Source organism: Nocardia sp. NPDC006044 (genome assembly GCF_042871115.1).
GTDB lineage: Bacteria > Actinomycetota > Actinomycetes > Mycobacteriales > Mycobacteriaceae > Nocardia.
Genome location: NZ_JBIAID010000003.1, coordinates 1,119,470 through 1,144,522, shown reverse-complemented (window position 1 = coordinate 1,144,522; position 25,053 = coordinate 1,119,470). Strand labels below are relative to the sequence as shown.

Annotated in this window: 32 protein-coding genes; 16 read left to right on the top strand and 16 right to left on the bottom strand. The window is 67.5% G+C overall.

The genetic code is table 11. The annotated features are described in order from the left end of the window. The first annotated feature begins 112 nt into the window (after positions 1-112). Positions 113-715 carry a ClpP family protease gene (locus tag ACFYO1_RS29840; protein ID WP_150402634.1) on the top strand — a complete coding sequence of 201 codons (603 nt, stop codon included), beginning with the start codon at positions 113-115 and terminating at the stop codon, positions 713-715. A gap of 2 nt (positions 716-717) precedes the next feature. After that, the gene (locus ACFYO1_RS29835) at positions 718-1,311 is read left to right on the top strand and encodes a ClpP family protease (RefSeq protein WP_387237805.1); all 594 of its coding nucleotides are present in this window, start codon (positions 718-720) and stop codon (positions 1,309-1,311) included. 3 nt (positions 1,312-1,314) lie between these two features. On the opposite strand, the gene ACFYO1_RS29830 is transcribed toward ACFYO1_RS29835, so the two are convergent. Together ACFYO1_RS29830 and ACFYO1_RS29825 are read right to left on the bottom strand one after the other, a co-directional pair. Further along, a complete protein-coding gene (locus ACFYO1_RS29830; protein WP_387237802.1) occupies positions 1,315-1,710 on the bottom strand; it encodes a helix-turn-helix domain-containing protein in 396 nt (131 codons plus the stop codon). Between the two features lie 131 nt (positions 1,711-1,841). Continuing rightward, on the bottom strand, positions 1,842-2,249 hold the full coding sequence (locus ACFYO1_RS29825; RefSeq protein WP_387237799.1) for a pyridoxamine 5'-phosphate oxidase family protein: 408 nt from the start codon (positions 2,247-2,249) through the stop codon (positions 1,842-1,844). 152 nt (positions 2,250-2,401) lie between these two features. On the opposite strand from ACFYO1_RS29825, the gene ACFYO1_RS29820 reads away from it, so the two are divergent. Beyond that, positions 2,402-2,752: a hypothetical protein gene (locus tag ACFYO1_RS29820; RefSeq protein WP_387237796.1), complete on the top strand. Its 351-nt coding sequence runs from the start codon at positions 2,402-2,404 to the stop codon at positions 2,750-2,752. A gap of 81 nt (positions 2,753-2,833) precedes the next feature. After that, positions 2,834-3,982, top strand: a complete 1,149-nt coding sequence (locus ACFYO1_RS29815) for a hypothetical protein (protein ID WP_387237793.1) — start codon at positions 2,834-2,836, stop codon at positions 3,980-3,982. Between the two features lie 33 nt (positions 3,983-4,015). Here ACFYO1_RS29815 and ACFYO1_RS29810 read toward each other — a convergent pair whose 3' ends face one another. Together ACFYO1_RS29810 and ACFYO1_RS29805 are read right to left on the bottom strand one after the other, a co-directional pair. Beyond that, a complete protein-coding gene (locus ACFYO1_RS29810; RefSeq protein ID WP_387237790.1) occupies positions 4,016-4,528 on the bottom strand; it encodes a hypothetical protein in 513 nt (170 codons plus the stop codon). A 430-nt stretch (positions 4,529-4,958) separates the two neighbouring features. After that, positions 4,959-5,225, bottom strand: a complete 267-nt coding sequence (locus ACFYO1_RS29805) for a glutaredoxin family protein (RefSeq protein WP_387237787.1) — start codon at positions 5,223-5,225, stop codon at positions 4,959-4,961. 191 nt (positions 5,226-5,416) lie between these two features. Here ACFYO1_RS29805 and ACFYO1_RS29800 point away from each other — a divergent pair, with 191 nt between their 5' ends. Both ACFYO1_RS29800 and ACFYO1_RS29795 read left to right on the top strand, forming a co-directional pair. Next, a complete protein-coding gene (locus ACFYO1_RS29800; protein ID WP_387237784.1) occupies positions 5,417-6,340 on the top strand; it encodes a phosphotransferase family protein in 924 nt (307 codons plus the stop codon). Between the two features lie 102 nt (positions 6,341-6,442). After that, positions 6,443-6,847: a hypothetical protein gene (locus tag ACFYO1_RS29795; RefSeq protein WP_387237781.1), complete on the top strand. Its 405-nt coding sequence runs from the start codon at positions 6,443-6,445 to the stop codon at positions 6,845-6,847. A 6-nt stretch (positions 6,848-6,853) separates the two neighbouring features. Here ACFYO1_RS29795 and ACFYO1_RS29790 read toward each other — a convergent pair whose 3' ends face one another. Then, a complete protein-coding gene (locus tag ACFYO1_RS29790; protein ID WP_387237779.1) occupies positions 6,854-7,606 on the bottom strand; it encodes an AAA family ATPase in 753 nt (250 codons plus the stop codon). Between the two features lie 195 nt (positions 7,607-7,801). Between ACFYO1_RS29790 and ACFYO1_RS29785 the strand changes: the two genes are divergently transcribed. The 3 genes from ACFYO1_RS29785 (at position 7,802) to ACFYO1_RS29775 (ending at position 9,439) form a co-directional block, all read left to right on the top strand. Further along, positions 7,802-8,140 carry a hypothetical protein gene (locus tag ACFYO1_RS29785; protein ID WP_387237776.1) on the top strand — a complete coding sequence of 113 codons (339 nt, stop codon included), beginning with the start codon at positions 7,802-7,804 and terminating at the stop codon, positions 8,138-8,140. A 163-nt stretch (positions 8,141-8,303) separates the two neighbouring features. Then, positions 8,304-8,963 carry a VC0807 family protein gene (locus tag ACFYO1_RS29780; protein ID WP_387237773.1) on the top strand — a complete coding sequence of 220 codons (660 nt, stop codon included), beginning with the start codon at positions 8,304-8,306 and terminating at the stop codon, positions 8,961-8,963. A 122-nt stretch (positions 8,964-9,085) separates the two neighbouring features. Next, on the top strand, positions 9,086-9,439 hold the full coding sequence (locus ACFYO1_RS29775) for a ribosomal subunit interface protein (protein ID WP_387237770.1): 354 nt from the start codon (positions 9,086-9,088) through the stop codon (positions 9,437-9,439). Here the strand turns inward: ACFYO1_RS29775 and ACFYO1_RS29770 are convergent, their stop codons facing one another. Then, a complete protein-coding gene (locus tag ACFYO1_RS29770; protein ID WP_387237767.1) occupies positions 9,440-9,889 on the bottom strand; it encodes a hypothetical protein in 450 nt (149 codons plus the stop codon). Positions 9,890-10,042: 153 nt separating this feature from the next. Here ACFYO1_RS29770 and ACFYO1_RS29765 point away from each other — a divergent pair, with 153 nt between their 5' ends. The 3 genes from ACFYO1_RS29765 (at position 10,043) to ACFYO1_RS29755 (ending at position 12,514) form a co-directional block, all read left to right on the top strand. Continuing rightward, entirely contained in the window at positions 10,043-10,999 is a 957-nt protein-coding gene (locus ACFYO1_RS29765) for a GlxA family transcriptional regulator (RefSeq protein ID WP_387237764.1), read from the top strand. 108 nt (positions 11,000-11,107) lie between these two features. Further along, a complete protein-coding gene (locus tag ACFYO1_RS29760) occupies positions 11,108-11,824 on the top strand; it encodes a class I SAM-dependent methyltransferase (RefSeq protein ID WP_387237761.1) in 717 nt (238 codons plus the stop codon). A gap of 78 nt (positions 11,825-11,902) precedes the next feature. Beyond that, positions 11,903-12,514: a dihydrofolate reductase family protein gene (locus tag ACFYO1_RS29755; RefSeq protein ID WP_387237758.1), complete on the top strand. Its 612-nt coding sequence runs from the start codon at positions 11,903-11,905 to the stop codon at positions 12,512-12,514. Here the strand turns inward: ACFYO1_RS29755 and ACFYO1_RS29750 are convergent. From ACFYO1_RS29750 to ACFYO1_RS29725, 6 genes are all read right to left on the bottom strand, one after another. Continuing rightward, the gene (locus tag ACFYO1_RS29750; RefSeq protein WP_387237755.1) at positions 12,508-13,215 is read right to left on the bottom strand and encodes an SGNH/GDSL hydrolase family protein; all 708 of its coding nucleotides are present in this window, start codon (positions 13,213-13,215) and stop codon (positions 12,508-12,510) included. The genes ACFYO1_RS29755 and ACFYO1_RS29750 overlap by 7 nt on opposite strands. 125 nt (positions 13,216-13,340) lie before the next feature. After that, positions 13,341-14,264 carry a hypothetical protein gene (locus ACFYO1_RS29745; RefSeq protein ID WP_387237752.1) on the bottom strand — a complete coding sequence of 308 codons (924 nt, stop codon included), beginning with the start codon at positions 14,262-14,264 and terminating at the stop codon, positions 13,341-13,343. Positions 14,265-14,340: 76 nt separating this feature from the next. After that, on the bottom strand, positions 14,341-14,886 hold the full coding sequence (locus ACFYO1_RS29740) for a thioredoxin family protein (RefSeq protein ID WP_387237749.1): 546 nt from the start codon (positions 14,884-14,886) through the stop codon (positions 14,341-14,343). A 67-nt stretch (positions 14,887-14,953) separates the two neighbouring features. After that, on the bottom strand, positions 14,954-15,895 hold the full coding sequence (locus ACFYO1_RS29735) for a threonine/serine dehydratase (protein ID WP_387237746.1): 942 nt from the start codon (positions 15,893-15,895) through the stop codon (positions 14,954-14,956). An 8-nt stretch (positions 15,896-15,903) separates the two neighbouring features. Further along, on the bottom strand, positions 15,904-17,295 hold the full coding sequence (locus ACFYO1_RS29730; RefSeq protein ID WP_387237743.1) for a bifunctional lysylphosphatidylglycerol flippase/synthetase MprF: 1,392 nt from the start codon (positions 17,293-17,295) through the stop codon (positions 15,904-15,906). A 213-nt stretch (positions 17,296-17,508) separates the two neighbouring features. Further along, positions 17,509-18,279 carry a dienelactone hydrolase family protein gene (locus tag ACFYO1_RS29725; protein WP_387237740.1) on the bottom strand — a complete coding sequence of 257 codons (771 nt, stop codon included), beginning with the start codon at positions 18,277-18,279 and terminating at the stop codon, positions 17,509-17,511. A 227-nt stretch (positions 18,280-18,506) separates the two neighbouring features. Between ACFYO1_RS29725 and ACFYO1_RS29720 the strand changes: the two genes are divergently transcribed. Then, positions 18,507-19,013, top strand: a complete 507-nt coding sequence (locus tag ACFYO1_RS29720; protein ID WP_387237737.1) for a hypothetical protein — start codon at positions 18,507-18,509, stop codon at positions 19,011-19,013. 53 nt (positions 19,014-19,066) lie between these two features. On the opposite strand, the gene ACFYO1_RS29715 is transcribed toward ACFYO1_RS29720, so the two are convergent. Beyond that, on the bottom strand, positions 19,067-20,233 hold the full coding sequence (locus ACFYO1_RS29715) for an FAD-dependent monooxygenase (protein WP_387237734.1): 1,167 nt from the start codon (positions 20,231-20,233) through the stop codon (positions 19,067-19,069). A gap of 88 nt (positions 20,234-20,321) precedes the next feature. Between ACFYO1_RS29715 and ACFYO1_RS29710 the strand changes: the two genes are divergently transcribed. After that, positions 20,322-21,023 (top strand): TetR family transcriptional regulator, encoded by a 702-nt coding sequence (locus tag ACFYO1_RS29710; protein WP_387237730.1) that lies wholly within the window; start codon positions 20,322-20,324, stop codon positions 21,021-21,023. A 164-nt stretch (positions 21,024-21,187) separates the two neighbouring features. Beyond that, positions 21,188-21,940, top strand: coding sequence for a helix-turn-helix domain-containing protein (locus ACFYO1_RS29705; RefSeq protein WP_387237727.1), 753 nt, complete (start codon positions 21,188-21,190; stop codon positions 21,938-21,940). Positions 21,941-21,965: 25 nt separating this feature from the next. Here the strand turns inward: ACFYO1_RS29705 and ACFYO1_RS29700 are convergent, their stop codons facing one another. From ACFYO1_RS29700 to ACFYO1_RS29690, 3 genes are all read right to left on the bottom strand, one after another. Continuing rightward, positions 21,966-22,364, bottom strand: a complete 399-nt coding sequence (locus ACFYO1_RS29700; RefSeq protein ID WP_387237720.1) for a VOC family protein — start codon at positions 22,362-22,364, stop codon at positions 21,966-21,968. A 124-nt stretch (positions 22,365-22,488) separates the two neighbouring features. Further along, the gene (locus tag ACFYO1_RS29695; protein ID WP_387237717.1) at positions 22,489-22,902 is read right to left on the bottom strand and encodes an arsenate reductase ArsC; all 414 of its coding nucleotides are present in this window, start codon (positions 22,900-22,902) and stop codon (positions 22,489-22,491) included. 382 nt (positions 22,903-23,284) lie between these two features. Beyond that, the gene (locus ACFYO1_RS29690; RefSeq protein WP_387237714.1) at positions 23,285-24,187 is read right to left on the bottom strand and encodes an oxygenase MpaB family protein; all 903 of its coding nucleotides are present in this window, start codon (positions 24,185-24,187) and stop codon (positions 23,285-23,287) included. 118 nt (positions 24,188-24,305) lie between these two features. Between ACFYO1_RS29690 and ACFYO1_RS29685 the strand changes: the two genes are divergently transcribed. Then, positions 24,306-25,049 carry an NAD-dependent deacetylase gene (locus ACFYO1_RS29685; protein WP_387237711.1) on the top strand — a complete coding sequence of 248 codons (744 nt, stop codon included), beginning with the start codon at positions 24,306-24,308 and terminating at the stop codon, positions 25,047-25,049. Positions 25,050-25,053 lie beyond the last annotated feature (4 nt).

Genomic DNA, 25,053 nt, shown 5'->3' with positions numbered 1-25,053 from the left:
TCCGCGCCGCTCAGGGCGCTGAGCGCCGGTGCGGCGGGTCGGCTGCGATCGGTGCGTCTGCTGTCGGCAGACACTGGGGCATTCGCCGGTCGGCGCGCGATAGACCTGACCCATGATCGAAACATCGCACCTGGACTACCGAGGTCAACTAGCCGATCGATTGTTCCGCCATCGGACCATCCAACTGACCGGCGAGGTCGACGACGCGATGGCCGAGCGGGCCTGCACCGAACTGGTGCTGCTGGCCAGCGAGGACAACAAGCGCGACATCGTCATCTACATCAACTCGCCGGGCGGGTCCGTGCTCGCCGGGCTCGCCATCTACGACACGATGAAGCTGATCCCCAACGACGTGGTCACCGTGGCCGTCGGCTTCGCCGCGAGCATGGGGCAGGTACTGCTCGCCTCCGGCACCAAGGGCAAGCGAATCAGCTTGGCGCACAGCCGGATCATGATGCATCAGCCGTCGGCCGGCATCGGCGGCACCGCCATGGACATCGCGATCCAGGCGGAGAACCTGGAGTACATGAAGCTCCAGTCGGAGCAGATTCTCGCCGCGGAGACCGGTCATTCGCTGGAGGAGATCCGCACCGACAGCGACCGCGACCGCTGGTTCACGCCGGAGCAGGCGCGCGAATACGGCATCGTGGACGAGATCGCGGCCGGCTTCGCCCAGATCGCGCCCTTCACCAACGCACACCGAGCGGGGTTGTGACCATGTCCCAGTACACGATTCCCCATGTCATCGAACGCACTCCGAACGGCGAACGCTCCTTCGACGTGTTCAGCCGGCTGCTCAACGACCGAATCATCTTCCTGGGCACCGAGATCGACGACGGCGTCGCGAATGTCGTGATGGCGCAACTGCTGCACCTCGAGTCGGAGTCGCCCGATCGCGAGATCAGCCTCTACATCAACTCGCCGGGCGGCTCGAACACGGCGATGCTGGCCATCTACGACACCATGCAGTTCATGCGGACGCCGGTGGAGACCTACGCCATGGGCCAGGCGGTATCGGCGGCGGCGGTGCTGCTCTCGGCGGGCACGCCCGGGCGGCGGTTTGTGCTGAACCACTCCCGGGTGCTGCTGCATCAGCCGTCGGCGCAGGGGCAGGGCACCATCTCGGATCTGGCGTTGCAGGCGGCGGAGGTGATGCGGATTCGCGCGCAGACCGAGGCCATCCTCAGCAAGCACACCGGCCAGAGCCTCGAACAGCTGCGCAAGGACACCGCGCGGGATCGGGTGTTCACCGCACGGGAGGCGGTGGAGTACGGCCTGGCCGACGAGCTGATCTTCACCCGCGACCGCTGACGGCTAGGCCGCCAGCAGGTGCAGGCGTGCCTCGGCGACCGGGCGGCGGCGCAGTTGCCGCAGGGCACCCAGTCGCCGAGCGCCGCGGAACAGCAGCGACTCGACCGGCAGGTCCAGCGCTCCGCAGATCGAATGCAGCATCTCCGAGGACGCTTCCTTGCGCCCCCGCTCGATCTCGGACAGGTACTGCTTGGACATGCCGACCGCAGCCGCGACCTCGGCCAGCGTGCGGTCCTGGTCTCGGCGTTCGTCGCGCAGGACCTCGCCGTAGACAGAACGCAGCAGCGGGGAGACCGGCGCGACCGGGCGGTGCTCGGGCGCCTCGGCCCGGCTCCGGCGCGGCTCGCTACGCCGGTGCGCATCGAGATCGACTACGACGCGATCCTCTTCTGCTGCCATGCCGACGAGTCTTACATCTCGGGGAGCTGATCAGGCCCATGTTCGCCCACGGCAGACAAATGGCCGCTCGCTGGCTGGTCGAGGTCGAAGTGGACGCCCGTTTATCCGGCGAAGGGGGACGACGTATTAGCTCAGGCGCCGTTGCTGCCGATGTATTCGATGCCGGTGATGATGTCCGGATCGATCACGATCAGCGGATGGTCCGTGGGCTCGGACTGGAGGTGGACCTGGTAGTGCGCGAGTTCCTGCCGGTCGGTGACGGTGTCGGCGATGCCGGTGATGATCACGCACCGGCCGAGGCTGGTGTGGTGATCGATCGTGTCGACCTCGTAGGCGACGACCTGGCGGTGCAGCGTACGGATCATCGCCTGGTCGGCGGCGATCACGATGCGGCCGTTCACGACGGTGTGCCGGACCGGGCGAATCGTGGGTAAAGCATGCCGCGAGAACGCGATACGGCCGAATCGGACGGTGTGCAGCAGGTCCAAGGAATCCTCTACCGACAGCTCACGCGTCTCGCTTGCGCGGTGGGCGGGCATGTCCCCATTGTCCCACCTGCCGCGGATCGGTTTCGGGGCATGGACACCGATGGCGAGAAATGCCCGAGTATCCGTAAAATTAAGCAACGCCGCGGGTCCCGAAGCGTGGCTCTGGGGTGGCGTCGAGTCACGTTTTCGTTGAGGAGGACCACATGCCGTATTCCACTCGGCTCGGCTACACCGGCAGTTCCACCCGGGTCCGCCTCCCGCACCGAGCTGTCGGCCCGTCTCCCGAAACGCCCGATAGCAGTGCGGAATTCGCGGAGGCCAGTGATCGTCTGGTCCGGCACCTGTTCGACGTGGGCCTGCAACTGCACCAGGTGCTCGATGGCCTCGACCCCGTCGCGCAGCCTCAGGTCCGCGAGACCATCACCGCACTGGTCGACGATCTCGACATGCTGATTCGTGACGCCGGGTTGGCCATGCTGGCCCTCGCCAGCCAACGGCAAGGACCACCGGCCGCCGACGGCCAGGTCCCGCGCGCCCGCCTGCGCCGCCGCTGACCACCGCCCGCGTTCGCGCGGCGACCGGTGGGTGGGATGGGTGGTCGACGGGGGTTCGAGGCGCGTGTTACGACGGGCGGTGTGAATCCGATTGGGCCGCTCGGGGCCGCTGACGAAGGCTTTAACCACCAGATTGTCGATACCGTCGCGACGGTCGGCACCAGTGACCTGGCGTGGACCGAGAAGGTATGCGCGATGGCCTGCGCGCCGGACGGGTCGGTGCAGCTGGGATTCGGGTTGGGGCAGTACAAGAATCGCAACGTGCTCGACGGGTACGCGGGGGTCTCGCGGGGCGTCGAGCAGGTGACGGTGCGCGGGAGCCGGACGCTGATGCCCACGCCGGAAGCATTGTCGGTGGGGCCGATTCGGTACGAGATCGTAGAGCCGCTACAGAAGATTCGCTTCAGCCTGGCGGAAAACGACTGCCAGCCGGTGGCTTTCGAGTGGACCTTCGACGCGGCATTGCCTGCGCAGCTCGAGGATCGCACGCACATGCGGCGCGGCTATCGGGTGATGTCGGATCTGGTGCGCTATCACCAAATCGGCACTGCCTCAGGGTGGGTCAGCATAGACGGGGTGCGGACCACGTTCCAGGACTGGGTGTCGACCAGGGATCACTCATGGGGTGTGCGTTACGACGTCGGGGTGCCGCTCGGCGATGTGGAGTCGATGGATCTGCCGCCGGAGGTGTCGTTCCGGATGATCTGGGCGCCGATCCTGATGACGCGCCCGGACGGGTCGCGGTACGGACTGCACCTGCACTACCAAATCGTGCAGATGGACGGGTTTTTCAGCAAGACGGTGATGGGCGGGGTCGAGCACCCGGACGGGCGGTTCGAGAAGTGGAAGGACCTGGTGCCCGAGCTGTCCTTCGACCCGGACAATCGGCGATTGCGCGGGGGCGATATCCACGCGACATCCGAAGACGGCGCCGAGCGAGTACTGAAGGTGGAAGCCCTGTCGGACACCGGCTTTCACCTCGGCGCCGGGCTGTACTTCGGCTTCGAAGGGCGCCACCACGGTTCTTGGCTCGGACCCGGACTGCACGTAGACGGCGAGCGGATCGAGGACTGCTCCACCTACGAATCCGCCCGCCGCTTACATCAGATCCGCGACACCGTGGTCCGGGTCACCGATTCCACCGGTGCGATAGGTATCGGCAACTGTCAGCCGATCATCACCGGCGGTGACGAATCGCTCGGCCTGACCAAGGAGTCATCGTTCATGTGAGTCGAGACGCACGGTCAGGGTGCGGTGTCAGTCCTAGTCACACTCGTCCTCATGGGCAGGGTCATCGCAGTCCACGGGCTCGCTGATCCACTGCAACCCACTGTGTTTCGTATTGAACTGGATGTCGTTCTTGAACGCCACCGTCACGGTGCCCTTTCCGGGCTTGGGGAACTTGGTGCCCTCCTCGTCCGGCATGACGGTGACCGTCCGCCGCTGCTCGCTCCCGTCGCACTTCAGTGCCTTGTCCGCGGCTTCGCCCGGCTCATCGTCGGACGGCGCCTGGCCCATGCCGGAGACTCCAGGGGTTTCCTTGCCGTTCTTGTCTTTTGTGGCCTCGCCTTCGACTACGACGGTCAGCCCTTTGCGCTTAGGCCCTTCGTTGCAGGTGTAAAGGACGTCGACCAGCAGGTTTCCTTTGCCGTCGACAGCTGCGGCGGCGACGGAGAGCGACTCTGGTTCGGCAGCCGAAGCCGTCCCGCCCACGCCGATCTGCATTGCCGCGGCAATCGCCATCGCGCTGCCGACCAGGACCTTCGATGTACGCATAGAAACGCTACCTCCCATTGCTGTTTCGGCGACGCCGGTGGCCGAGCCAGGAGCTACCCGCGCGTCATGGATTCTCGGCAGAAGCTGCCGGTGTGAAATGTTCGAAGCAGGCTCTGGGCAATGCTTAGGAGAACTTTTCCAACAGCGTCCATCGCATTGTCCGGTGCCCGATCGCAGGGCGGAATCGCCGGCTGCACGGGCAGGCGATGCGCGGCGGCCGCATGCCTGAACGTCGGAACCCGATGGATCGCGCAAAGGTTAGCGCACGGCGTTCGGCTCGGCAAAATGCCAGTTCAGGAGCTGTTTACGCAAGTGCGCGCAATGATCGGAAATGACCGGAAATTACACCCATCCAGAACTGTCCTGGCAACGAATAGGTTAGTGAAGCGCGAATTGTTCGCCGACCGATCGCGGTCTGAAATGGTCGCCGCTATTCCATCCGGGGCGGTCCGGCCAGCGCGGCGCGGATCTCGCCGAGGCTCGGATTCACCAGTTCGTGTCCGTTCGCGAGCACCGTTGGCGTGACCTCGTCCCCGCCGGTGATCGCCCGCACCTCGGCCGCCGCCTTCGGGTCGCGAATGTCGACCCGGCGGAACGGAATACGCGCCAGCCGCAGTCGCGCGCCGAGCCGCAGGCAGAACGGGCAGCCCCAACGCCAGTAGACGGTGATCGGCTCGGACGGCGCGGAACTGGTCATCAATCGAGCGTATACCCGCTTTCCCGCCCGAGTCGGCGCCGTGTGTCGGCGCATCCGGTGATCCGCCGTCCATGCCGCGGCGTCGCAGCGGGTCCTGACCTCCCGCACACCGGCTCCGGCGGATCTCAAAGGTGCGTGGCCGCAGCGAAACTCGGTCGACCGGGCCGGCCTGCGGGTCTACGGTCAGCTGTGTGGTCGGGCTGGAACAAGCTACCGAGATCCTCCGCCGGCTGTGGCCGGACGTCGTGGTGCTCGGGGTCCGCCCGCGAACGGGCGGGCAGTTGAGTTCCGTCTATGAGGTGTGCTGCGCGGAACCCGCTCAGTCGGTGATCGTGAAGGTGTACGCCGAGCAATGGCGCTGGAAGCAGGCAAAAGAGGTCTTCGTGTACCGCCGGCTACGCGCCGACGAGGCCGGTCCGGTGCCGGCGATCTTGCTGGTCGAGCCGGATGTCAGCGTGCTCGGTCACGCGTTCACCGTGATGACGATGCTGCCGGGACGGCCGCTTTCACAGATCAGCGCGGAGCTGGACCATGCGCAAGTCGCCCGCATCTACCGGCAGTTGGGCGCTACGCTCGCGATGATCCACCGGATTCGGCAGGACGCTTACGGCTATTTGACAACGCGAGTACTCGATCCGGAGCCGGATAACACCGCGTATATGACGCGGCAGTTCACCAAAAAGCTCGCCGAATTCGACCAACTCGGTGGTGACCCGGCACTGCATGCCGGTGTCGGCGCCTATGTAGCGAAACGGATCGAATTACTCGGTCGCTGTGAATATCCGGTGTTGTGCCACAACGACTTTCACGAAGGAAATGTGCTCGTCGAACGCGTTGCGGGCAACTGGAGGATGACGGGCTTCATCGACGTGGAGAACGCGCTCGCCGGTGACCCACTCCTGGATCTGGCCAAGACCGATTACTACTCCGCGCGCCGCGACCCGGTACAGCGAACCGCCCTCGCGGAAGGATATGGCTGCCTCCCGGCGGACTGGCCCGCGCGATCGACGCTCTATCGCCTCTACCACGCACTCGAACTCTGGGACTGGTTCGCTTCCATCGGTGCGGAGGCGCCACTGCCCGGTATCGCCGACGACATCCGCGACATGATCTGAAACATTCGGCGGTTTGTGTCACGTCGAGCCGTTCGGCGAGTGAGGATGCAAGGTATCTCGCCGGTGCGTGGTGCTCCGGCGCCCAGGACTGAGGACCAATTCATGACGGAGAGAATCATCTGGATGCGAGTCGGGGTTGTCGCGGGAATGGTGGGGGCCGCGGCGGCGTGTGCCATGCCGGGAGCGGGCGCGACGGTGACGCAGGTCGGAATGTCGCCGGGGATCAATTTCGGGTCCGCGACCAATTATGGGACCGGTTGCACCTATCAGGCGAAAGCGAAGCTGACCGATGTGGTGCAGCCGGTGGTGTTCTACGACAACGGGATTCCGTTCGCACTGGTGAAACCGTCCGGCGGCGTCGCGCTGGTGGATTGGGTGCCCGCGACGCAAGGATTGCACACGATCAGCGCGGTGCAGGCACCCGATGACACCGTGGTGGCGAGCGTCGATCTGCGGGTCGGCAACGGTGTGCACCTGGGCTACGGCTGCAACGTCTTCGGCGGCTGAGCGCGGCTACTCGTCCACCAGATGGCGCAGATAGCGGTCCGGTTCAGCGAGGAAATCCCTGGTCAGCCGGACCGGTAGCGCCTGGTCGTAGGTGACCTCGCCGATGTCGCCGTCCTCGGCGATCTCGTAGATGGTCGCGCCGGGCAGCGCGAGCAGGATCGGGGAGTGGGTTGCCACCACGAACTGGCAGCCCTGGGCGGTCAGGTCCGCCAGTAGCGCCAGCACGGTCATGCAGCCGCGTGGTGACAGGGCCGCCTCTGGCTCGTCCAGCAGGTACAGCCCGTTCGGGAAGAATCGCAGCCGCATCAGGTCCATGAACGATTCGCCGTGCGAGCGTGCGTGCGGCGAGACCCCGCCGAACACCGCCAATTGCTCCGGTCCGAGCTCCTCGGTTTCGGTGGCGACGTTGTAGTACGACTCGGCGCGCAGGAAGAATCGGCTGCGCGGCTTGCTGATACCCCACTTGACCACCAGGTGCTTGCCGAGAACGGACTCGGTGGACCTGGTGCTGAAGCGGTAGTTCTGGCTACCGCCCTCCGGATTCATCCCGATGGCGACCGCCAGCGCCTCCACGAGAGTGGACTTCCCGCTGCCGTTCTCGCCGACCAGAAAGGTGACGCCCGGCGACAGCGCGAGGCCGCCGGCACGCGCGAGCTGGGTCACGGCCGGCAGGTTGAACGGATATTCGTCCATGTCAACGGCGTTCGAGTCGAGCCGCAGTTCGCGGAGGAATCCGGGGCGGCCGATGTGGTTGCGCACACCTCATCGTAGGAGCGAACAGGGCAGTCGGAATTGCCTGGTCAGAATTTGTTTCGCCGAGTGGTGGGTGCGGCGGAGCGGGGCTACCATCACCCCATTCAGCGGCCCGTGAGGAGGGGCAGTGAGGTCGGACATTCCGCTCGGGACGGCGTACGCCGCTCTTGGCCGCGGCGCATTCTCGGCAGGGGGACGGTCATGATCAAGGTCGAGCTCGACATCCATTCCGACCAGCCCAATCCGAAGTGGCTACTGGCGCCGGGGGACGAGGCGCAGCTACACGGATTGATCGCCGCGGCACCGCGCGCGAACCCGAGCGAAGCCGAAAACGACAGTGCCTACAAAGGTTTCGTCGCACAGCTGTCGGACGAGGAGACCGTGCGGGTCCAGCGCGGGGTCATCGAGATCGCGCGCGGCGCCGAACGCACGTTCCGCACCGACGGCGATCGCGCGGTCGAGCGGTGGCTGCTGGCGACCGGGCGGTCGACCCTCGCGCCGTGCGATTACCAGACTGTAGTTGCGGCGCTGTGGGATTGACCGCGGGCACTGACGCGCACCTGCCGCTCCGCGGCGCCGGCCGGTAGCCGGCATGACATGTGTCATGCCGGAGTCGTGATGGTTGACAGATCTGCGCGCCCGCCGGTCTCCGTAGCGTCAATTCTCGTAGCGCACCGCAGAATACGCCGACGAGGAGCACCCGATGAGCATCACCGCATCCGATAACAGCAAGGTCGACCTGCCGGTCGAATCGACGGTCAGGCAGTACACCTGGGTGGCGTCGATCGCCCGCGATATCGCCGTCCCGGTCGGCGCGTACTTCGTCCTGCACGCGCTCGGTTACAGCGACTTCGCCGGGCTGCTCGCCGGCACCGTGCTCTCGGCGCTGATGGTGATCGGGCAGGCGATCCGGTCCCGGCGGCTGGAGCTGATGTCGGCGATCATCCTGGGCGGCTTCGTCTTCGGCCTGGTTACGTCGCTGATCAGCGGCGACCCGCGGATGATGATCGCCAAGGATTCCGCGGCGACGGTGCTGATCGGGCTCGCGTTCCTGATCAGCGCCATGATCGGCAAGCCGCTGACCTACCTGGTGGCGCGCAAGGCGGTCAGCGCGGGCGGTCCGGCTCGGGTCGCCGAACTCGAGACCGCCTACCGCACCGATCCGGCGAAGCGCCGCGCCTTCACCGTGCTGACCGTGATGTGGGGCGCGGGCCTGGTGTTCGAGGCCACCATCCGGGTCGTGCTGGCCTACCAACTGCCGATCCACACCATGGCATGGCTGTCGCCGGTGCTGATGATCGCCGTGGTCGGGCCGCTGATCGCGCTGAGCATCGTGGCCCGTAATCGGGGCCGTCGCGCCTGAACAGCGGCGGTGCAGGCCCGGTCCGACGCGGGCCGGGCCTTCCGTCTATGACCTCGGCCACGCGGACCGCGCAGGTAGTGTCGGTTTCGTGGAGTTCGCCACCTAACGGAATGGAGAAAGCTGTGCAGATCCAGATCAATACCGGAAGCGGCATCCACGGCGGCGAGGACCTGATGCGGTGGGCAGAAGCCGAGATCGCCTCGGTGCTCGACCGTTTCAGCGAACAGCTGACGCGGGTCGAGGCCCACCTGACCGACCAGAACGGCGACAAGGGCGGGCCGGAAGACAAACAGTGTGTGCTGGAGGCCCGGCCTGCCGGACAGCATCCGGTAGCGGCCACCCATCGCGGGGCATCGCTGGAAGAGGCGGTGCGCGGTGCGGCCGACAGCATGGCCCATCTGCTCGACAGCAAGTTCGGCCGGCTGCACCATGCCAAGGGCGGCGAGACGATCCGGCACATGGCCGCCCCGGAGTGATCAGGCCCCGGTGGTCGAACCGGGCCGGACGATCATCAGCACGGTGACCACGACCCACAGCACGTTGAAAATGCCTGTGTCCATGCCGAGTCGGCGGATCAGCGTCGGCGTCGCGCCGGGCAGGTCGGCGAGAATCTTGTGCTGGCCGGGCAGGATCAGCAGCGCGAGCACGCCGGCCGCGGCCGCGGTCAGGCCGATCGCGACGACGAGCCAGGTGTCGGTGAGCACGCCGAGGCTGAGTGCGGTGAGCGCGCCGAAGACCGGGACGAGGATCCCGAGGTAGGCGTAGACGCGGCAGATGCGATGCAGGGTGCTCAGCACGGCGGGTTCGCTGCCGGGCTCGGCCAGGGCCCGGCGGGTGGTCGGCGGGAACATGCTCGCCGCGACCGTCACCGGCCCCACGGCGAGGATCACGGCCAGCACATGGACCGACAGCAGAAACTTCGTCACAGCGGCGAGGCTAGCGGCCGATCGACCGGTGAGAAATAGGCGAAACTGCCACACACCGGTCGATTCTGGCCAACCGCTCTGGCCTGGTGACCTGCCTCATATGCGCAGTTCAACGGGCTTGGCTTGAATCCGGCGGCCGCCTATCCTGGCGTCATGCATGTCGTGGCCGTGCTCGCGCTGGACAAGGTCATCCCGTCGGATCTGACCACACCCATCGATGTGTTCGGCGCGGCGCGGCTGCCCGACGGCCGGGCCGCATACCGGGTGCGGGTCTGCGGTGTCTCGCCGACGGTGGATGCCGGGGCGTTCACCTTGCAGCCGCCGTTCGACCTGACCGGGCTGGCCGACGCGGACACGATCATCGTGCCCGGGCGCGCCGATCTGACGCTGCCGGTGCCGGAGGAGGTCTTGGTCGCGCTGCGGCAGGCGGCCGCCCGCGGCACCCGCATCGCGTCGATCTGCGTCGGCGCGTTCGTCCTCGCCGACACCGGCCTGCTGGACGGGCACCGCGCGACCACGCACTGGGCCGCCGCCGGCGAGTTCGCGGCCCGCTATCCGGCCATCGAGGTCGACCCGGACGTGCTCTACGTGGACAACGGCCAACTGCTCACCTCGGCGGGCGCTGCCGCCGGAATCGACCTGTGCCTGCACCTGATTCGCCGCGACCACGGTTCGTCCGTGGCTGCCGACGCCGCCCGGTTGTCCGTCGTGCCACTGGAACGTGAAGGGGGACAGGCGCAATTCATCGTGCACGACCAGCCGCCGACCCCGCGCGGGTCGGTGCTGGAACCCGTAACCCGTTGGCTGCAAGACAATTTCGCGAAGGACCTGACCCTCGACGACATCGCCGCGCAGGCCGGGATGAGCACCCGCACGCTCAACCGCCGCTTTCGCGAACAGACCGGAACCACACCGCTGCAATGGCTGTTGCGCGCGCGGATCCGGCAGGCGCAGTACCTGCTCGAGTCCACCGCGCACCCGGTGGACCGGATCGCCGGACAGGTCGGTTTCGGTTCGCCGACCGCGTTTCGGGACCGGTTCAAGCGGGTGGTCGGCACCAGCCCGCACAGCTACCGCGCGGCCTTCCACGGGTCCGCCGTCGGCGGCTGAATCGGGCCGGAAGCATGTCACGTCAAACCGGAGACACTTACTCCGTTTCTGGATAGACTTCATCCGTCGAATTCCCGATCCACCATCGAGGCGAGGGACAGGTTAGTGATGACTGACAAAGACGGAACACCCGCGATCGACCCGACAAGCATTGATTTCGAACAGGCCTATCAGGGCGGCACGATCGTCGAGGGCCTGGTCATGGACCGGCTGCCGTGGGAGATCGGCAGGCCGCAACCGCTGCTCGTCGAGTTCGAGCAGGCCGGCCGGATCACCGGCGACGTGCTCGACATCGGTTGCGGCCCAGGGGATACCACGATCTATCTGGCCGGCCTCGGTTACCGGGTGACCGGCTTGGACTTCGCGCCGACGGCGATCGAGAAGGCCAGGGCCAAGGCTGCCGACAGCGGCGTCACCGCGTCGTTCGCCGTCGCGGACGCGACCGTGCTGACCGGTTACGACGGCCGGTTCGACACCGTCGTCAGCAGCGCCCTCGCGCATTGCCTCGACCCGGAACAGCGCAAAGCGCACGTGGCCGCGCTGGTCCGGGTGATGCGGCCGGGTGCGCGATTGATCCAATTCTGTTTCTCCGAAGCCGATTTCAGCGACACGTATGCCCCGTACTCGATTGGCGAGGACGAGCTGCGCGCCACGTTCCGCGCGCCGGACTGGAACCTGACCGAGCTGCGCAACGACAAGCTGACCGCGATCAAGCCGTCGCCGGAGTTCAAAGCGGTGATGGATCGCAGCGGGGCGAAGCTCGAATTCGATGCGGAGGGTTCGATGCTGCTGCCGATCTGGGTGGTGGAGGCTGAACGGGTCTGATCCGCGGCACCGATGATTTTCCGGGTACCGCTCCGTCAGATCAGGCAATACCGGCACTACTGATCCAGGAGATGGACGATGAGGAAAATCACCGCAGGCATGTTCGTGGCGCTCGACGGCGTGGTCGCCGACCCGCAGGACTGGCACTTCCCGTACTTCAACGAGGAGATGGGTGCGGCGGTCTCCGCGCAGCTGGGGACCGCCGACACGCTGCTGCTCGGCCGGGTGACCTACGAAGGTTTCGCGGCGGCCTGGCCGGACCGGGAAACCGCGGGCGGCGAGGACGCGGGCATGGCCAAGTCGATGGGCGACGCCCGCAAGATCGTCGTCACGCATCAGGACCTGGACCTGCCCTGGCGCAACTCCGAGGTGCTGAAGGGTGATCTGGTCGAGGCGGTGACCGCGCTGAAGGACGAGCCCGGCGGCGATATCGGCATGAGCGGGTCGGTGTCCGTCGTCCGCCAGCTGCTGCGGGCGGGGCTGCTGGACGAGCTGCATATGCTGGTGCATCCGATCACGGTCGGCAAGGGCCTGCGGTTGTTCGACGAGAGCGACTCGACGCTGCCGTTGCGGCTGCTCTCCTCGGAGACGTTCAGCACCGGCGTGCTGCACCTCGTCTACACCAAGGACGACGCGGCGCCGACCGGCGACTACGAGACGGCGAAAGCCGCACTGGCCAAAGATCAGTAGTCCGACCGCGGGCCGTCCTGGACGGCCCGCGCCGCGGGGGCGAGCAGGTGCGCGAGCCGCTTGACGTACTCGGTGGCGAGGACCGCCTGTCCGGCGGTGGCGAAGTGAATACCGTCCGCGCTCAACAGGTTCGGGCGTTCGTTGAGCGGGTGGTCCCACATGTCGACCACCGCGGCGTCGAAGTCCGCCGCAAGCCGGCGGGTCAGGTCGTTGACCCGGCGGACGCGGTCGCGCCAATCCGGAAAGACCGGCACGACATAGGCTTTGCCGAGGGTGAAGGCGGTCAGCCTGGCGCCCGTGTCCGCCGCCATGCGGTACATGTCGCGCATACCCCGTTCGATTTCACCGAAATCCGGCGTGCGGCGAACGATGTCGTTCGCGCCGGACGGTAGGTGCAGCAGGTCGGGCGCGAACGCCAGCATTCGATCGGATTGGCGCCGAAGGGTTTCCGGGGTCGTGGCACCGACCTCCGCGGTGTTGAGATACGCGAAGCCGGGGTGCACCCGGCGCAGGACGTCGGCCACGCGACCGCTCCAGCCGAGGGTGGCGTAGCCGGGGCTCGGATCGCCGGTGCCGGCGGACAGGCTGTCGCCGATCACGGCGAATCGACGCCAGGGGGCGTCGTAGATCAGTGCCGCGGCCTCGAGCGGCGGCAGGCAGAACGGATCGGTTTCTTCGGTGGTGGGGATTGCCACGGTCATGAAACAAACAATACGTGCGTACGTATGTCTAATTCAAGCACTCAATCCTCGACCATGGCCTGTAGTAGATCGCGCAGGGCTTTCTGCTTTCGGTTCGCGGCGGCCTTCGCCGGTCGCCGAAATCGTTAGGTGGCCAGGGCTTTGGCGACGATGCCGCCGGTGATCGCCTTTGTCAGGTAGTTCGTGGAGTCGTGCGGGCTCGCGCCGTTGTCCAGTGGCTCCTCGGTGATCGGGGCGATGTCCGCACCGGGGAACGGCGGGAAGTACGGGGCGAGGTCGAGGTGGGCGGCGACCAGGTCGTCGCGGTCGACCAGGTTGTGCCAGCCGGCAACGGATTTGGGCACGGTGGACGGTTTCGGGCGGAGCCGGTCGTAGATGACCGTGCGCAGGCCGAGCGGCGAGCCCATGGTCAGCAGGGTCACCTCCTGGTCGACCCGGTGCAGCGCCTCGTAGGCGACCACCGAGCCGAGCGAGTGCGCGACGATGAGCCTGGTCTCCGGGCCGACGTGGGCGAGCACCTGCTGCTGCGCGTACTCGCGGATGGCCGGATCGGTGAAGTAGCGGGTGACCTGGGACAGGGCCCGTACGACGAACTTCTCCGCGAGTCCGATGCCGGTCGGAGCGAACCAGCGCAGCCGGATCAGCGCGTTGAGGGCCGGGCGCAGTGCGGCTTTCGCCCCCTGCGCCTTGGCCTCCGGCGGTGGCACGGCGCTCAGCCGCTGGGCAGTGGCGCGGTCGCGCTGGTCGCTCGCGAACTCGGCCGCGGTCGCCAACCACTGCTCGGCGAGCTGCTCCATGAGTTCGAGTTGCTCCTCGTCCAGGTCGCCGATCGCGGTGCCCTGCGCGCCCTCGGCCAGGAACTGGTTGCCGTAGAACGCCATCCTGGTCGAGATCTCGCCCGGTAAACCGTTGCGCCACAAGCGATCAGCGAGTTCGCCGTCGCCATGGTTGCGCACTCCGCCGGCCAGCGCCGGCAGCCATTGCGCCTCCAGGGTGTCGGCTGCGGCCTGCTCCTGGGCGATTCCGTGCACGAGGACGATGGTTGCCAACGCCCCACCCCTTTCGTTGGCCGGTCGAGTCCGGCGTTTATTCTCGCCGAGCCTGCACCGATTGTCGTGCGCCGATTCAGTCCGTGTGCCATTTGATCGAGCAGCCCATGCTCGGCCGGTGCGGCTCGGGTACCGGCTCGCCGTCCAGGACCGCCGCGATCGCGGCGCGCAAGTCGTTGCCGGTCAACGGTTTTCCGTTGCCCGGAGTCGATTCGTCGAACGCGCCCCGATAGGCGAGGGCGAGGGACGCGTCGTAGAGGAAGAAGTCCGGAGTGCACGCGGCCTGGAAGGCGTGGCCTGCTTCCTGGGACTCGTCGACCAGGTAGGGAAACGTCCAGCCGGCGCGAATGGCTTGGTCGCGCAGCCGGATCGGGGCGTCGTCGGGATAGCTGACGATGTCGTTGGAGCAGATGGCCACCGTCGGAATGGAAAGCGAGTCGACGAGTTCGCCCAGCGCCGCCTCGACATGCTTGACGTACGGGCAGTGATTGGACGCGAAGACCACGAGCAGGCCCGGCCCGCCGGCGAAGTCGGCGCGCGAATGCGACCGGTGATCCAGATCGGGCAGCGTGAAGTCCGGTGCCGGTGTGCCGAGAGGAACCATGCGGGATGCGAGCGCCATGGAAGTGCTTCCGTCGGGATCGAAGACGGATACGAGCGTAACTCCGCTCGATGGCGTTCGCCGGGGATCAGGTGGTGAGATCGGCCGGATCGGTATTCGCGCCGCACACCACGACGCAGACCTTCTCGCCGGGCTCCGGGCGGAAAGCCGGCGGGCCGGCCCCGCCGCGCAATGCGGCAAGCGCTGTGGCGGCACCGTATTCGACGGCGACGCGCCGGTCCTCCCAGAGGGCCCGGCGGGCGGCGACGATGTCGGCGTCGTCGACCAGCACCGAGGTGACGTGGTAGTTCTGTGCGGCGTAGAGCGCCAATTCGGTGGCCCGGCGGGCGCCGAGGGAGTCCGCGGCGACCGAATCGATGTCCACGTCGACCAGCTCACCGGCCTCGATCGACGCGTTGAGCGCCCGGCACCGCGTGGGCTCCACCGCGACCGTCCGGACACCGTAGTGCTGTGCGGCGGTGGCTATTCCGGCGAACAACCCGCCGCCGCCGACGGCGACCACCACGGTGTCCAGGTCGGGCAGTTGCGCTCGGATCTCCGTCATCAGCGTGCCCGCGCCCGCGGCGATCAGCGGATTGTCGTAGGCGTGGGAGAGCAGAGCGCCGGTGGCGGCGGCGAATTCGCGACTGGCCGCGAGCGCGTCGGCATACTGAGTGCCGATCAGCGTGACCTCGGCGCCATAGGAGTGCAGCCGGTCCACCTTCACCTTCGGCGCGGTGGCAGGCAGGAATACCGTGGCCCGCACGCCCTGACTGCGCGCGGCCCAGGCGCAGGCCAGTCCGGCATTGCCGCCGGAGGCGATGGTCACGCCCGCGTCCGGCAGCGTGCCGTTCTCCCGGTGCGTGAGCAGGAAGTTCAGTGCGCCTCGGGCTTTGAAGCTGCCGGTGTGCTGCAGGAACTCCAGCGCGAACCACCGCTGCCCGTCGTCATCGGGTGCGAGGGCGATGGGCCGGACCCGGCCCGCCACCCGTTCGGCGGCGGCCTTGATATCGCTGTGGGTCAGTTCCATCGGCTTCCTCAGTGTTCGCGGCGGTGCGGGGCGAACTCCAGGGTAAGCAGCGCGGCGGCGGCGATGATCACCTCGCGCCAGCGGATCAGCACGAACCGCTGATCGGTCAGCGCGTGGAACTTGCGCAGGAACCGGTACAGCGATTCCAGCCGGATCAGCGGATCACCCAGGTGCACAGCGACATAGATCAGCTTCGCCGTGCGCGACTTCTCCTTGTCGGCGAACAGCTCGGGGAACGGCGCGAAGGCCAGCGAGATCCGGTGGATGTCGTGCTCGCGGGCGTAGTCGACCAGGTCGATGATCATCCGCTCGTCCAGGCCGTTCGGCGCGTCCTTGCGCCGCCACGGCACGTCGAGGCTGAGCTCGCGGCCGCGGTTGGACACGCCGTAGCGCTGGAAGCCGGCCAGCGTTCCGTGCTCGTCCCTGGCCATCACGACCAGCATGTTCGGGTTCCGCCCGTCGAGCAGGTGGTCCAGGATCATGGAGAAGCCGCGGGTCTGCCTGCCGTGGCCCCACGAGTCGACGATGGCGAGCAGTTCGTCGCGCTGCTGGTCGGTGAGCGCGGACTCGTCCACGATCTCGGTGGTGACGCCGAAGTTGCGGGTGCGGCTGACCGCCTGGCGCAGGTTACGGAAGTGCCGGCCGACCATGGTGAACTCGTCCACATCGATCACCACGTCGCGGCCGATCGGGACGGCGTGCAGCCCGCGATGATCGAGCGCGCGGCGCCGCCACAGCTCGGCCAGTTCGGGGCTGGCGCCGAGCACCGCGACCCGCCAGCCCTGGTTGATCGCGAATTCGGAGAACTCCGTGAGCAATTCGGGGAACGCCGCGCGGTCGCCGATCGGATCGCCCGCCACCACGGCGATGCCGAAGCGGGTGCGGTAGCCGATGCCCGCGGTCGAATCGCCATTGAAGAAGTAGGTTTTCGCGGAGTGCAGGGCGAACGGCGCCAGCGGGTCCAGCTCGGTCCGGCCGACCAATTCGGCTACCCGATAGAGCTGTTCGGGCTGCGGCCGGCTCGATTGCGGCAGCACCATGATGAATCCGCTGGAGGCGAGCAGCACGAAACCGATGCCGGGATGCTCGGCGCGGTAGGCGAGGCTGGCGATCGCGAGGACCAGGACGGCGACCGCGAAGTGCGCCAAGGTGATCGGCCGGCGCAGGTGCAGCCCGCGGGCGACGAAGACGCCCGCCACCGCGATCCCCATGAACCACGCGTGGTCGGCGCCGTTCTTCGCCGCGGGGTGAGCCGCGTACACCAGCAGCACGCTGACGACCAGCGCGACGCCGATGAAGACCGGGCGGGTCGACGAGGTGGTCGTGAGCGCGGCCTGGCGGTACCCGGTGAAGGGTGAGTAGCGCTGTGCGGCCGCCGCCGTTCCCCGTTCGTCACTCACGCCGATACTCCGCCCCGTTGTCACGTTCCGCCATCCACAACAGCATCGCCATGTGGTCCTCCCGTGATCGCCTACTCACAACACTATGCGGAACCGGCGGTTCCAGCGGCAACGACCCCCTGGAAACCGTCCGGTCGGTCGCGTGACGGGCGCAAGGCGATCCCGCGGCGGGAGTCGATGCCGACTCCAGCGGAACATCGGATGATAGGGCCTTTATTCCGGCCGGAAGGACCGACCCAGCAGCGCCAGGAGATCGTCCAGGTGGCGCTGATACGCGTCCGGGCGATACGCGGGCAGATCCTGCATGGTGAAACCGTGCGGAGCGTCCGGATAGACGACCGAGGTATGCCGCACGCCCGCCTTGTCCAGCGCCTGCTCGAGCCGGGTGATGTCCTCGGGCGGCATGGATCCGTCGTGGTCGGCGTGCGCGACGAACAGTTCGGCGGTGATGTCGGCCGCGGTGTGGTGCGGGCTGTCCGGGCGGTCGTCGGCCGCGAGGTAGCCGCCGTGGAAACTGGCCGCCGCGGCGATCTGGTCGCCGAAGGTCGCCGCGGTGCGCAGGGCGAGCCGGCCGCCCATGCAGTAGCCGGTCGTCGCCAGCGCGCCGGGTGTTACCAACTCGTTGGCGGAGAGCCACGCCAGATAGCCGTGCGCGTCCTGCATCGCCTTGTCGGGAGTGAGTGCCTCCCGCACCGGGGCGAGGGCGGTGAAGAAGGCGCCCATCGCGTCCGGTTCGCTGAAATCGGGCAGCGGCACCACCGGGGCGCGGCCGGAGCGGTAGAAGAAGTTCGGCGCGAGCACGGCGAATCCGTGCCCGGCAATGGTTTCCACCATCTCGCGCAACCACGGTCGCAGGCCGAGCGCGTCCGGATAGAACAGCAGGCCCGGATGCGCCGCGTCATCGGCGGGATGGGCGAAGTAGGCGTCGGCGGTGCCGTCCGGCAGGGAAATTTCGACCGCGTTGAACGCGACAGGTGAAGTCATCAGACGAGTCTCCGTGGAGTAATGGTGACAACGAACGAGCCAACATTACTCCGGCAAATTACTGAATAAATCGGCGATTTCGGGCGCGTGTAGTCTCCATTCGACTCCGAAGTTGTCATGCTCTGTCTGTCGGCGGCGTGCACGTGGTCATGAGGCGCACCCCGCAGTTCGATCGCTGATCCGTATCAATCGCCTGGTAAGTGGGGCGCGACGAGAGGGTTTGAGCTGTGAAATTGATCTGGCTGGTGGGTCCGGCGCTGGTCGCGGTGGTCGTGTCCGGATGTTCCGACGACAAGTCCGCAAGCAGCGGATCGTCCTCGTCGAGTAATCCGGGGACCTCCAGTTCGGAAGAGACCACGCCCGCCGCGGGCGACGACAGCGAAACCGGCGGCGGCGTGCGGATCGCGCTCGGCGAGACCAAAAAAGTCGCGGTGCCGGCCGATGCGGTGATGGATATCCGGGTGCCCGCGGAGTGGGGAGCGGCGGCAAATGAGCTGCGCTGCACGGTGGTCGACAGTTCCGGCCGGAACGAAGATCTGCGCTCCTCGGATGTGAAAAAGACCGAATCGGTGAATGGCAAGGACTGGATGACGGTGTGGACGTTTTCCGCCGCCCCGGTCGGCGATGTCACGGTCGGTTGCAAAGACCCCGACTCGAAAATCGCGGCCGCGCATCCCGACGCGTTCGTGCGTGTGGTCCCGCGTGGGGTGCTGCCGATGCCGGCCCCGCGCTGAGCTTCCGTGCCGTGCCGTGCCGTGCCGTGCCGTGCCGTGCCGGGTCGGGTCGGTCACGCGGCCGCGGCCGGAGTCGGGCGGTAGAACCGGGCGGCCATGGATTGCAGGACCGACAGGCGGGTCAGCTTGTTGCGTAACCAGATGTGGCTGCCCGCGGCGGGAATCAGCATCGCGCTGCTGGCGCGGACCGAACGCTGACGCTTCAGCACGGTGGGGCGCAACCTGTCCTGGTAGCGGGTGAACGCGACCCGGTGGTCACCGCCGGCCGCGGCCAGCTCACCGGCGAGCAGGTGCGCTCCCTCCAGCGCGAGGGCGGCGCCCGCACCGGACAGCAGCGTCGCGCAGTAGCCCGCGTCGCCGACCAGGGCGACCCGGCCGTTCGACCAGGTCGGCATCCGGACCTGGCTGACCGCGTCGAGATAGAACCCCTCGTCGGCGCTCGCCTGGTCCAGCAGCGCGGGCACCTGCCACGCCGGATTGTCGAAGTAGCCGCGCAGCAACGACTTCTGTGCCTCTTGGTCGCGATGGTCGATGTCCAGCACCCTGGGCTCGCGGAAGGCGAAGAACGCGGTCGCCAGGTCGTGGTTGCCCGAGCGGTAGACGCCGGCGACCTTGCCCGGCGTGTTGTAGAGGACCACCGAACGCGGGCGGCCGAGCGCGGCGTCGACGCGGGCGGTGGCGAAGTAGATGCCGAGATGGTGCAGCGCGTCGGCCTCGGCGCGGACCGCGAGATCGCGGACCCGCGAATGCAATCCGTCGGCGCCGATCACCAGGTCGAACTCGGCCTGCCCGCCGCTGTCGAAGGTGACGTCCACGCCGTCGGGGCGCTCGGTGAGGGTGGCGATCGAATCACCGAACGTGTAGTCGACGTCCTCGGCGGTGGCGTCGTAGAGCACCCGGGCCAGGTCGCCGCGCATGATCTCGATGTCGCCGTCGGCGTTGAACGTGCTGGTCGGCAGACCGGCCACGCGGCGGCCGGCGGCGTCGACGAAGGCCAGGTCGCGGATGTCGGTCGCCCGTTCGCGCAGTGCGGGCAGGATGCCCATTTCGGTAGCGATGCGCACGGAGTCGCCGCGGATGTCGACGCCGTTGCCGCCGTCGCGCAGGGCGGGGGTCCGCTCGACGACCGTGGGCTGAAAGCCGTTGCGGGCCAGCCAGAAGGCGAGGGCGGGACCGGCGATGCCTGCGCCGGAGATGAGTACGCGGGAGTTGTTCGGCACGGTGGCCTCCTCGGGATCGGTACTGACCGATGGTCAGTTCTGAAAGTAGATGACTGACCGACGGTCAGTCAAGCGGTAGGATCGAGCCGTGAGTGACGAAACGGCGTCGAGTACCCAGGCGCGGATCCTCGAGGTGGCGCTGGCCTTGTTCGCCGCGCACGGCTATCACCGCACCTCGGTGCGCGCGATCGCGGAGCAGCTCGGCATCAGCAAGGCCGGCGTGCTGTACCACTATCCGAGCAAGTACGACATCCTCGCCGGGCTGGCGGAACCGCTGCTCACGGCCATGGAGTCGACCGTCGCCGAGGCCGGCCACCCCGATCCGTGCGAGGCGCGGCCCCGGGTGATCCACGGGTTGCTGGAGACGTTCATCGCCTATCGCTACCTGCTTCGACTCAACGTCAACGACCTCGCACTGGCCGCTCCCGGAAGCATTTTCGATCGTTTCCGGGACACGATGATGCGGGCGAATCTGCTGGTCGCCGGGCCGAACGCGACCTTTGCCGAACGGGTGCGGGCGAGCCAGGCGATCGCCGGGCTGAGCGATCCGGTCGTGCTGTATGCCGAGGCGCCGGTCGAGGAATTGCGGGCCGAGGTGCTCGAAGGCGTGCGGCGGCTGCTGTCCGTCGATCCCGCGCCGGCGACCGGGCAGCGCGGGCGTCCCGTCGCCATGACCCCGGAGCTCGTCGCACGGGCGCGTCACCTGCACGAAGTGGAACAGCGCGGCGTCGCGGACATCGCGCAACTGCTCGGTGTTTCCCGGGCTACGGTGTATCGCTATCTCAAATAGACTTATTTTTGAGACACTATTTTTGAGACATTTGCGAATCGATGGACGCGAGATGCCGTCGATGACGAGCCGGCCGTTGGTCGGCCGCAGCGGTTCCCCGGGGGTGCCGGGGCCAGGTCGGTCAACCCCTGGAGAGTGTCGGTGGGTGACGGTAGCGTCGGCATATGGATGAGACCTCGGGCGGTGACGGCTACCGGGAGCGGCCGTCGCGGTTCGAGCGCGCGGTCGTGTGGACGCGGACGGTGGGCGAACGGGACGCCGGAATGCCGGTGTTGCCGGACGGCTGTATTGATCTGCTGTGGGCCGGTGGGCAACTCGTGATCGCCGGGCCGGATACCCGGGCCTTCCGGCCGGCGGCGGCGGTCGGGACGCGGTACGCCGGGATCCGATTCTTTCCCGGGACGGCGCCCGCGCTGCTCGGGGTGCCCGCGGACGCGTTGCGGGATCAGCGGATCGCACTGGCCGACGTGTGGTCGTCGGCAACGGTGCGGCGGCTGAGCGAGGAACTCGGCGAGGCCGGCGATCCGGTGTCGGTCCTGGAGCGGATCGCGATGCGGCGAGCCGCAGAGGTGGCACCGCCCGATCCGGTGCTGCGCCGGGTGGTGACGGCGTTGGACGCGGGCTGGTCGGTGGGCGCGACGGCCGCCGCGGCCGGGCTCAATGCGCGGCTGTTGCATCGGCGTTCGCTGGCCGCGTTCGGGTACGGACCCAAGACCTTGGCGCGGGTGCTGCGCATGCAACGCGCGCTGGCGGCGGCGCGGCGCGGGATGTCGTTCGCCGACACCGCGGCCGCCACCGGTTTCGCGGACCAGGCTCACCTGGCGCGGGAGGTGCGCGACCTCACCGGAATGCCGTTGGGGCAGGTACTGACTCGGTCTCGCGCCGAGGACGTTCGCGAGCCGTCGGGGGCGCGTTGAACGCGCACCTGTGCGGATGGTCGGTTCAGTCGGCGGGCAGCGCCGCGTAGAGGTCGACGCCGTTACCGTCCGGGTCGTGGACCACGGCATAGCGCTGCCCCCAGAACGCATCCCACGGTTTCAACTCACCGTGGTAACCGGCTTCGATGAGTGCCGCGTAGACCGAGTCGACCTCTGCGGGATCGGCACAGCGGAAGGCGAGTCCGATGCGGCCCGCGCCGGCCGGGGGCTGCCAGTCGGCGTGGAACGACCTGATGGTGGCCTCGGTGTCGAGGGCTACCCGGAAACCGCCCGGCAGTGCGGCTTCGGCGTGCGGCTCGGTCTCCGAGCCGGCCGGGAAATCGAGGCCGAGCCGACGATAGAACGCGACCGAGGCGCGCATATCGGAAACCACGATGCCGATGACGTCGAGTTGTGGAGTCATACCCGAACCGTAACGACCCGCGCCCCTGCCGGTCTTGAACGAATCGGACCTTCGCCCACCCGGTTCGCCCTGCGCACCGGCGATGCGGCGGTGTGCGCGGAACGAAGCGGAGGTGCGAAACAGGTCAGCGGGCGAGCGCGGGAACGAGTTCGGCGATGAGGTTTTCCACGAGGATTTGGATGCGGTTGCGGGTGGGGCGGATTACGTCGATGGTTTGGCCGGACGGGTCGGGCAGGACCCAGTCGCGGTAGCTGATGCCGGGGAAGAACGGGCAGGCGTCGCCGCAGCCCATGGTTACCACGACGTCGGAGATGCCCACCGCGTCCATCGTTAGCGGTTTGGGGGTGCGGTCCGAGATGTCGATGCCGACCTCGGCCATGGCCGCGACGACGACCGGATTGAGCGCGTCGGCCGGCGCGCTGCCCGCCGACCGGACCTCGATCCGGTCGCCCGCGAGCGCGCTGAGAAACCCGGCGGCCATCTGCGATCTGCCCGCGTTGTGCACGCAGATGAACAGCACGCTGGGCTTGTGCGGCATAGAAGCGCCTTTCGTGAGCGGAACTGAGGCAAGGGGTTGTCTGTGCTGCCAGATAAGGGTTATCCGGCGTGTTGGGGCCGAAACGCTGTCGAAGCGTACGGGATACGTATACCAGCGCGACGAAGATCGTTACTGCGGACAGGCCCTCGTCCGCCTCGACGCCGCTCGCCGTGCTGGCTCGCCGCACTTGGGTTGCTTCGAAAGTTGTTGTTACGCAGCCTTTTATAGGATAGGCGCGGATGGCGCCGGTGTCGCGTCCGGCGGAATCGATCGGATTCTGTTTGCGAACTGGTCGGTTTGTGTGACGGTCGAAAACGCTTGCCACACAAACAAAGACGGCGCCGCGGCCGATGGTGGGCCGCGGCGCCGTCGAAGCAACCGCTCAGATCGGACGGAAGTCGATCATCCTGCGCAACCGTGCGCGGTCCCGCTCCAGGCGACGGGCCTCGTACGCGATCGGGAAGTACCGCACGCGTTCCGGCAGCAGCGGAACCGCCCGCGCGATCACCCAGCCCAGTGCCCGCAGCTTGCGTTCATCGGACTCGCTCCAGGTCAGTCCGAGCTTCGCCCTGGCGGCCTCGGGGGTGGTGCCGACCGTCACGAAGTACTGCATCCGCCCGACCGGCGCGACCGCCCGACGCCAGATCGGCGCGAACACGCGGGGCAGTTGCTTCGGCGGCGCGACCGACCGGATCACCCGCAGGTAGTCGCGCGCGGTTCCGGTGGCCTCCAGCTGATTCGCCACCATGTCGTTGAAGAAGGTCTCGAATTCGGGGTAGCTGGCCGGAATCTCCTTGGGCGCCACCGAGAAATTGCGCATCAGCTGCACCATCTCCTGGTAGACCGCCTCCTTCTCGGCCGGCGAGAGCGGGTTGCGGGCGAAGTACTTCGCGTTCTCGGCGAAGGCGAAGGTCCCGGTGTGCAGCACCCAGGCCCACGGTCCGGAGGCGAGCGCCTTGTGCCGGATGCCGTGCGCGTCGGTGGTGTTGAGCGAGGCGTGCATGGTGCGCAGCCGATCGGCTTCGGCGAGCGCCTCCTCGCCGCCGTAGATCCACATCATCACCGACGCGATGCTGCGCACTGCGCGACCCATCGGGTCGGTGCGGAAGGTGGAGTGCTCGTCGACTACCGCGGAGATGCTCGGTTCCATGGTCTGTAACAGGAAGGCGGAACCGGCGGTAAGCGAAAAGGTGATCAGGCCGGTTTCGTCCCAGAGCCGGGTGCCCGGTTGGAACGGGCGGCGCGCCGTGGGCGCGCTGGTGGATTCGAGGGCGGACACGGTCATCGTGATCTCCTTTGATCAACACCTAAGCGATGAGAGGATTAGCGTAACATTCTCTCATCCTCTTTCGCAGGGTCAATCGAACCCCGATGACGCGGCCGCGCGCCCTAGGCTCGATGGCATGACGAGCGAGTGGCGCAGCCGCGACGGCCGCATCGGAGTGCTCACCGGGGCGGGCATCTCCACCGATTCCGGCATCCCCGACTTTCGCGGGCCGCGCGGTGTGTGGACGAAAGACCCGATCGCCGAGCTGCTTTCGACCTACGACAACTACCTGGCCGACCCGGAACTGCGGCAACGCGCGTGGCTGGCCCGCAGGGACAACCCCGCCTGGCAGGCGCGGCCGAATGCCGCGCATATCGCGCTGGCCGAGCTGTCGCAGGCCGGGCGCGCGGTCACGATCATCACGCAGAACATCGACCGCCTGCATCAGCAGGCCGGTTCGCCGCCGGATCGGGTGGTGGAAATCCACGGCAACATGTTCGAGGTGGTCTGCGTCGAATGTGATTACCGGACAACGATGGCCGCGACCCTCGACCGGGTCGCGGCGGGCGAGGCGGACCCGCCGTGCCCGCAGTGTGGCGGCGTGCTGAAATCGGCGACCATCATGTTCGGTCAGCAGATGGACCGGCGCACCATGCTGAAGGCCGCACTGGCCGCGCAGACCAGCGCCATCTTCCTGGCGATCGGCAGCTCGCTGCAGGTGGAGCCGGCCGCCTCGATGTGCGCCGTCGCCGTGGAGAACGGCGCGGACCTAGTCATCGTCAACAACGAAGCGACACCGTACGATTCGCTGGCCACCGAGCTGGTCCGCGAACCGATCGGCACCGCCGTCCCGCGTCTGGTCGCCGAAATCCTCGCCTGAGTGG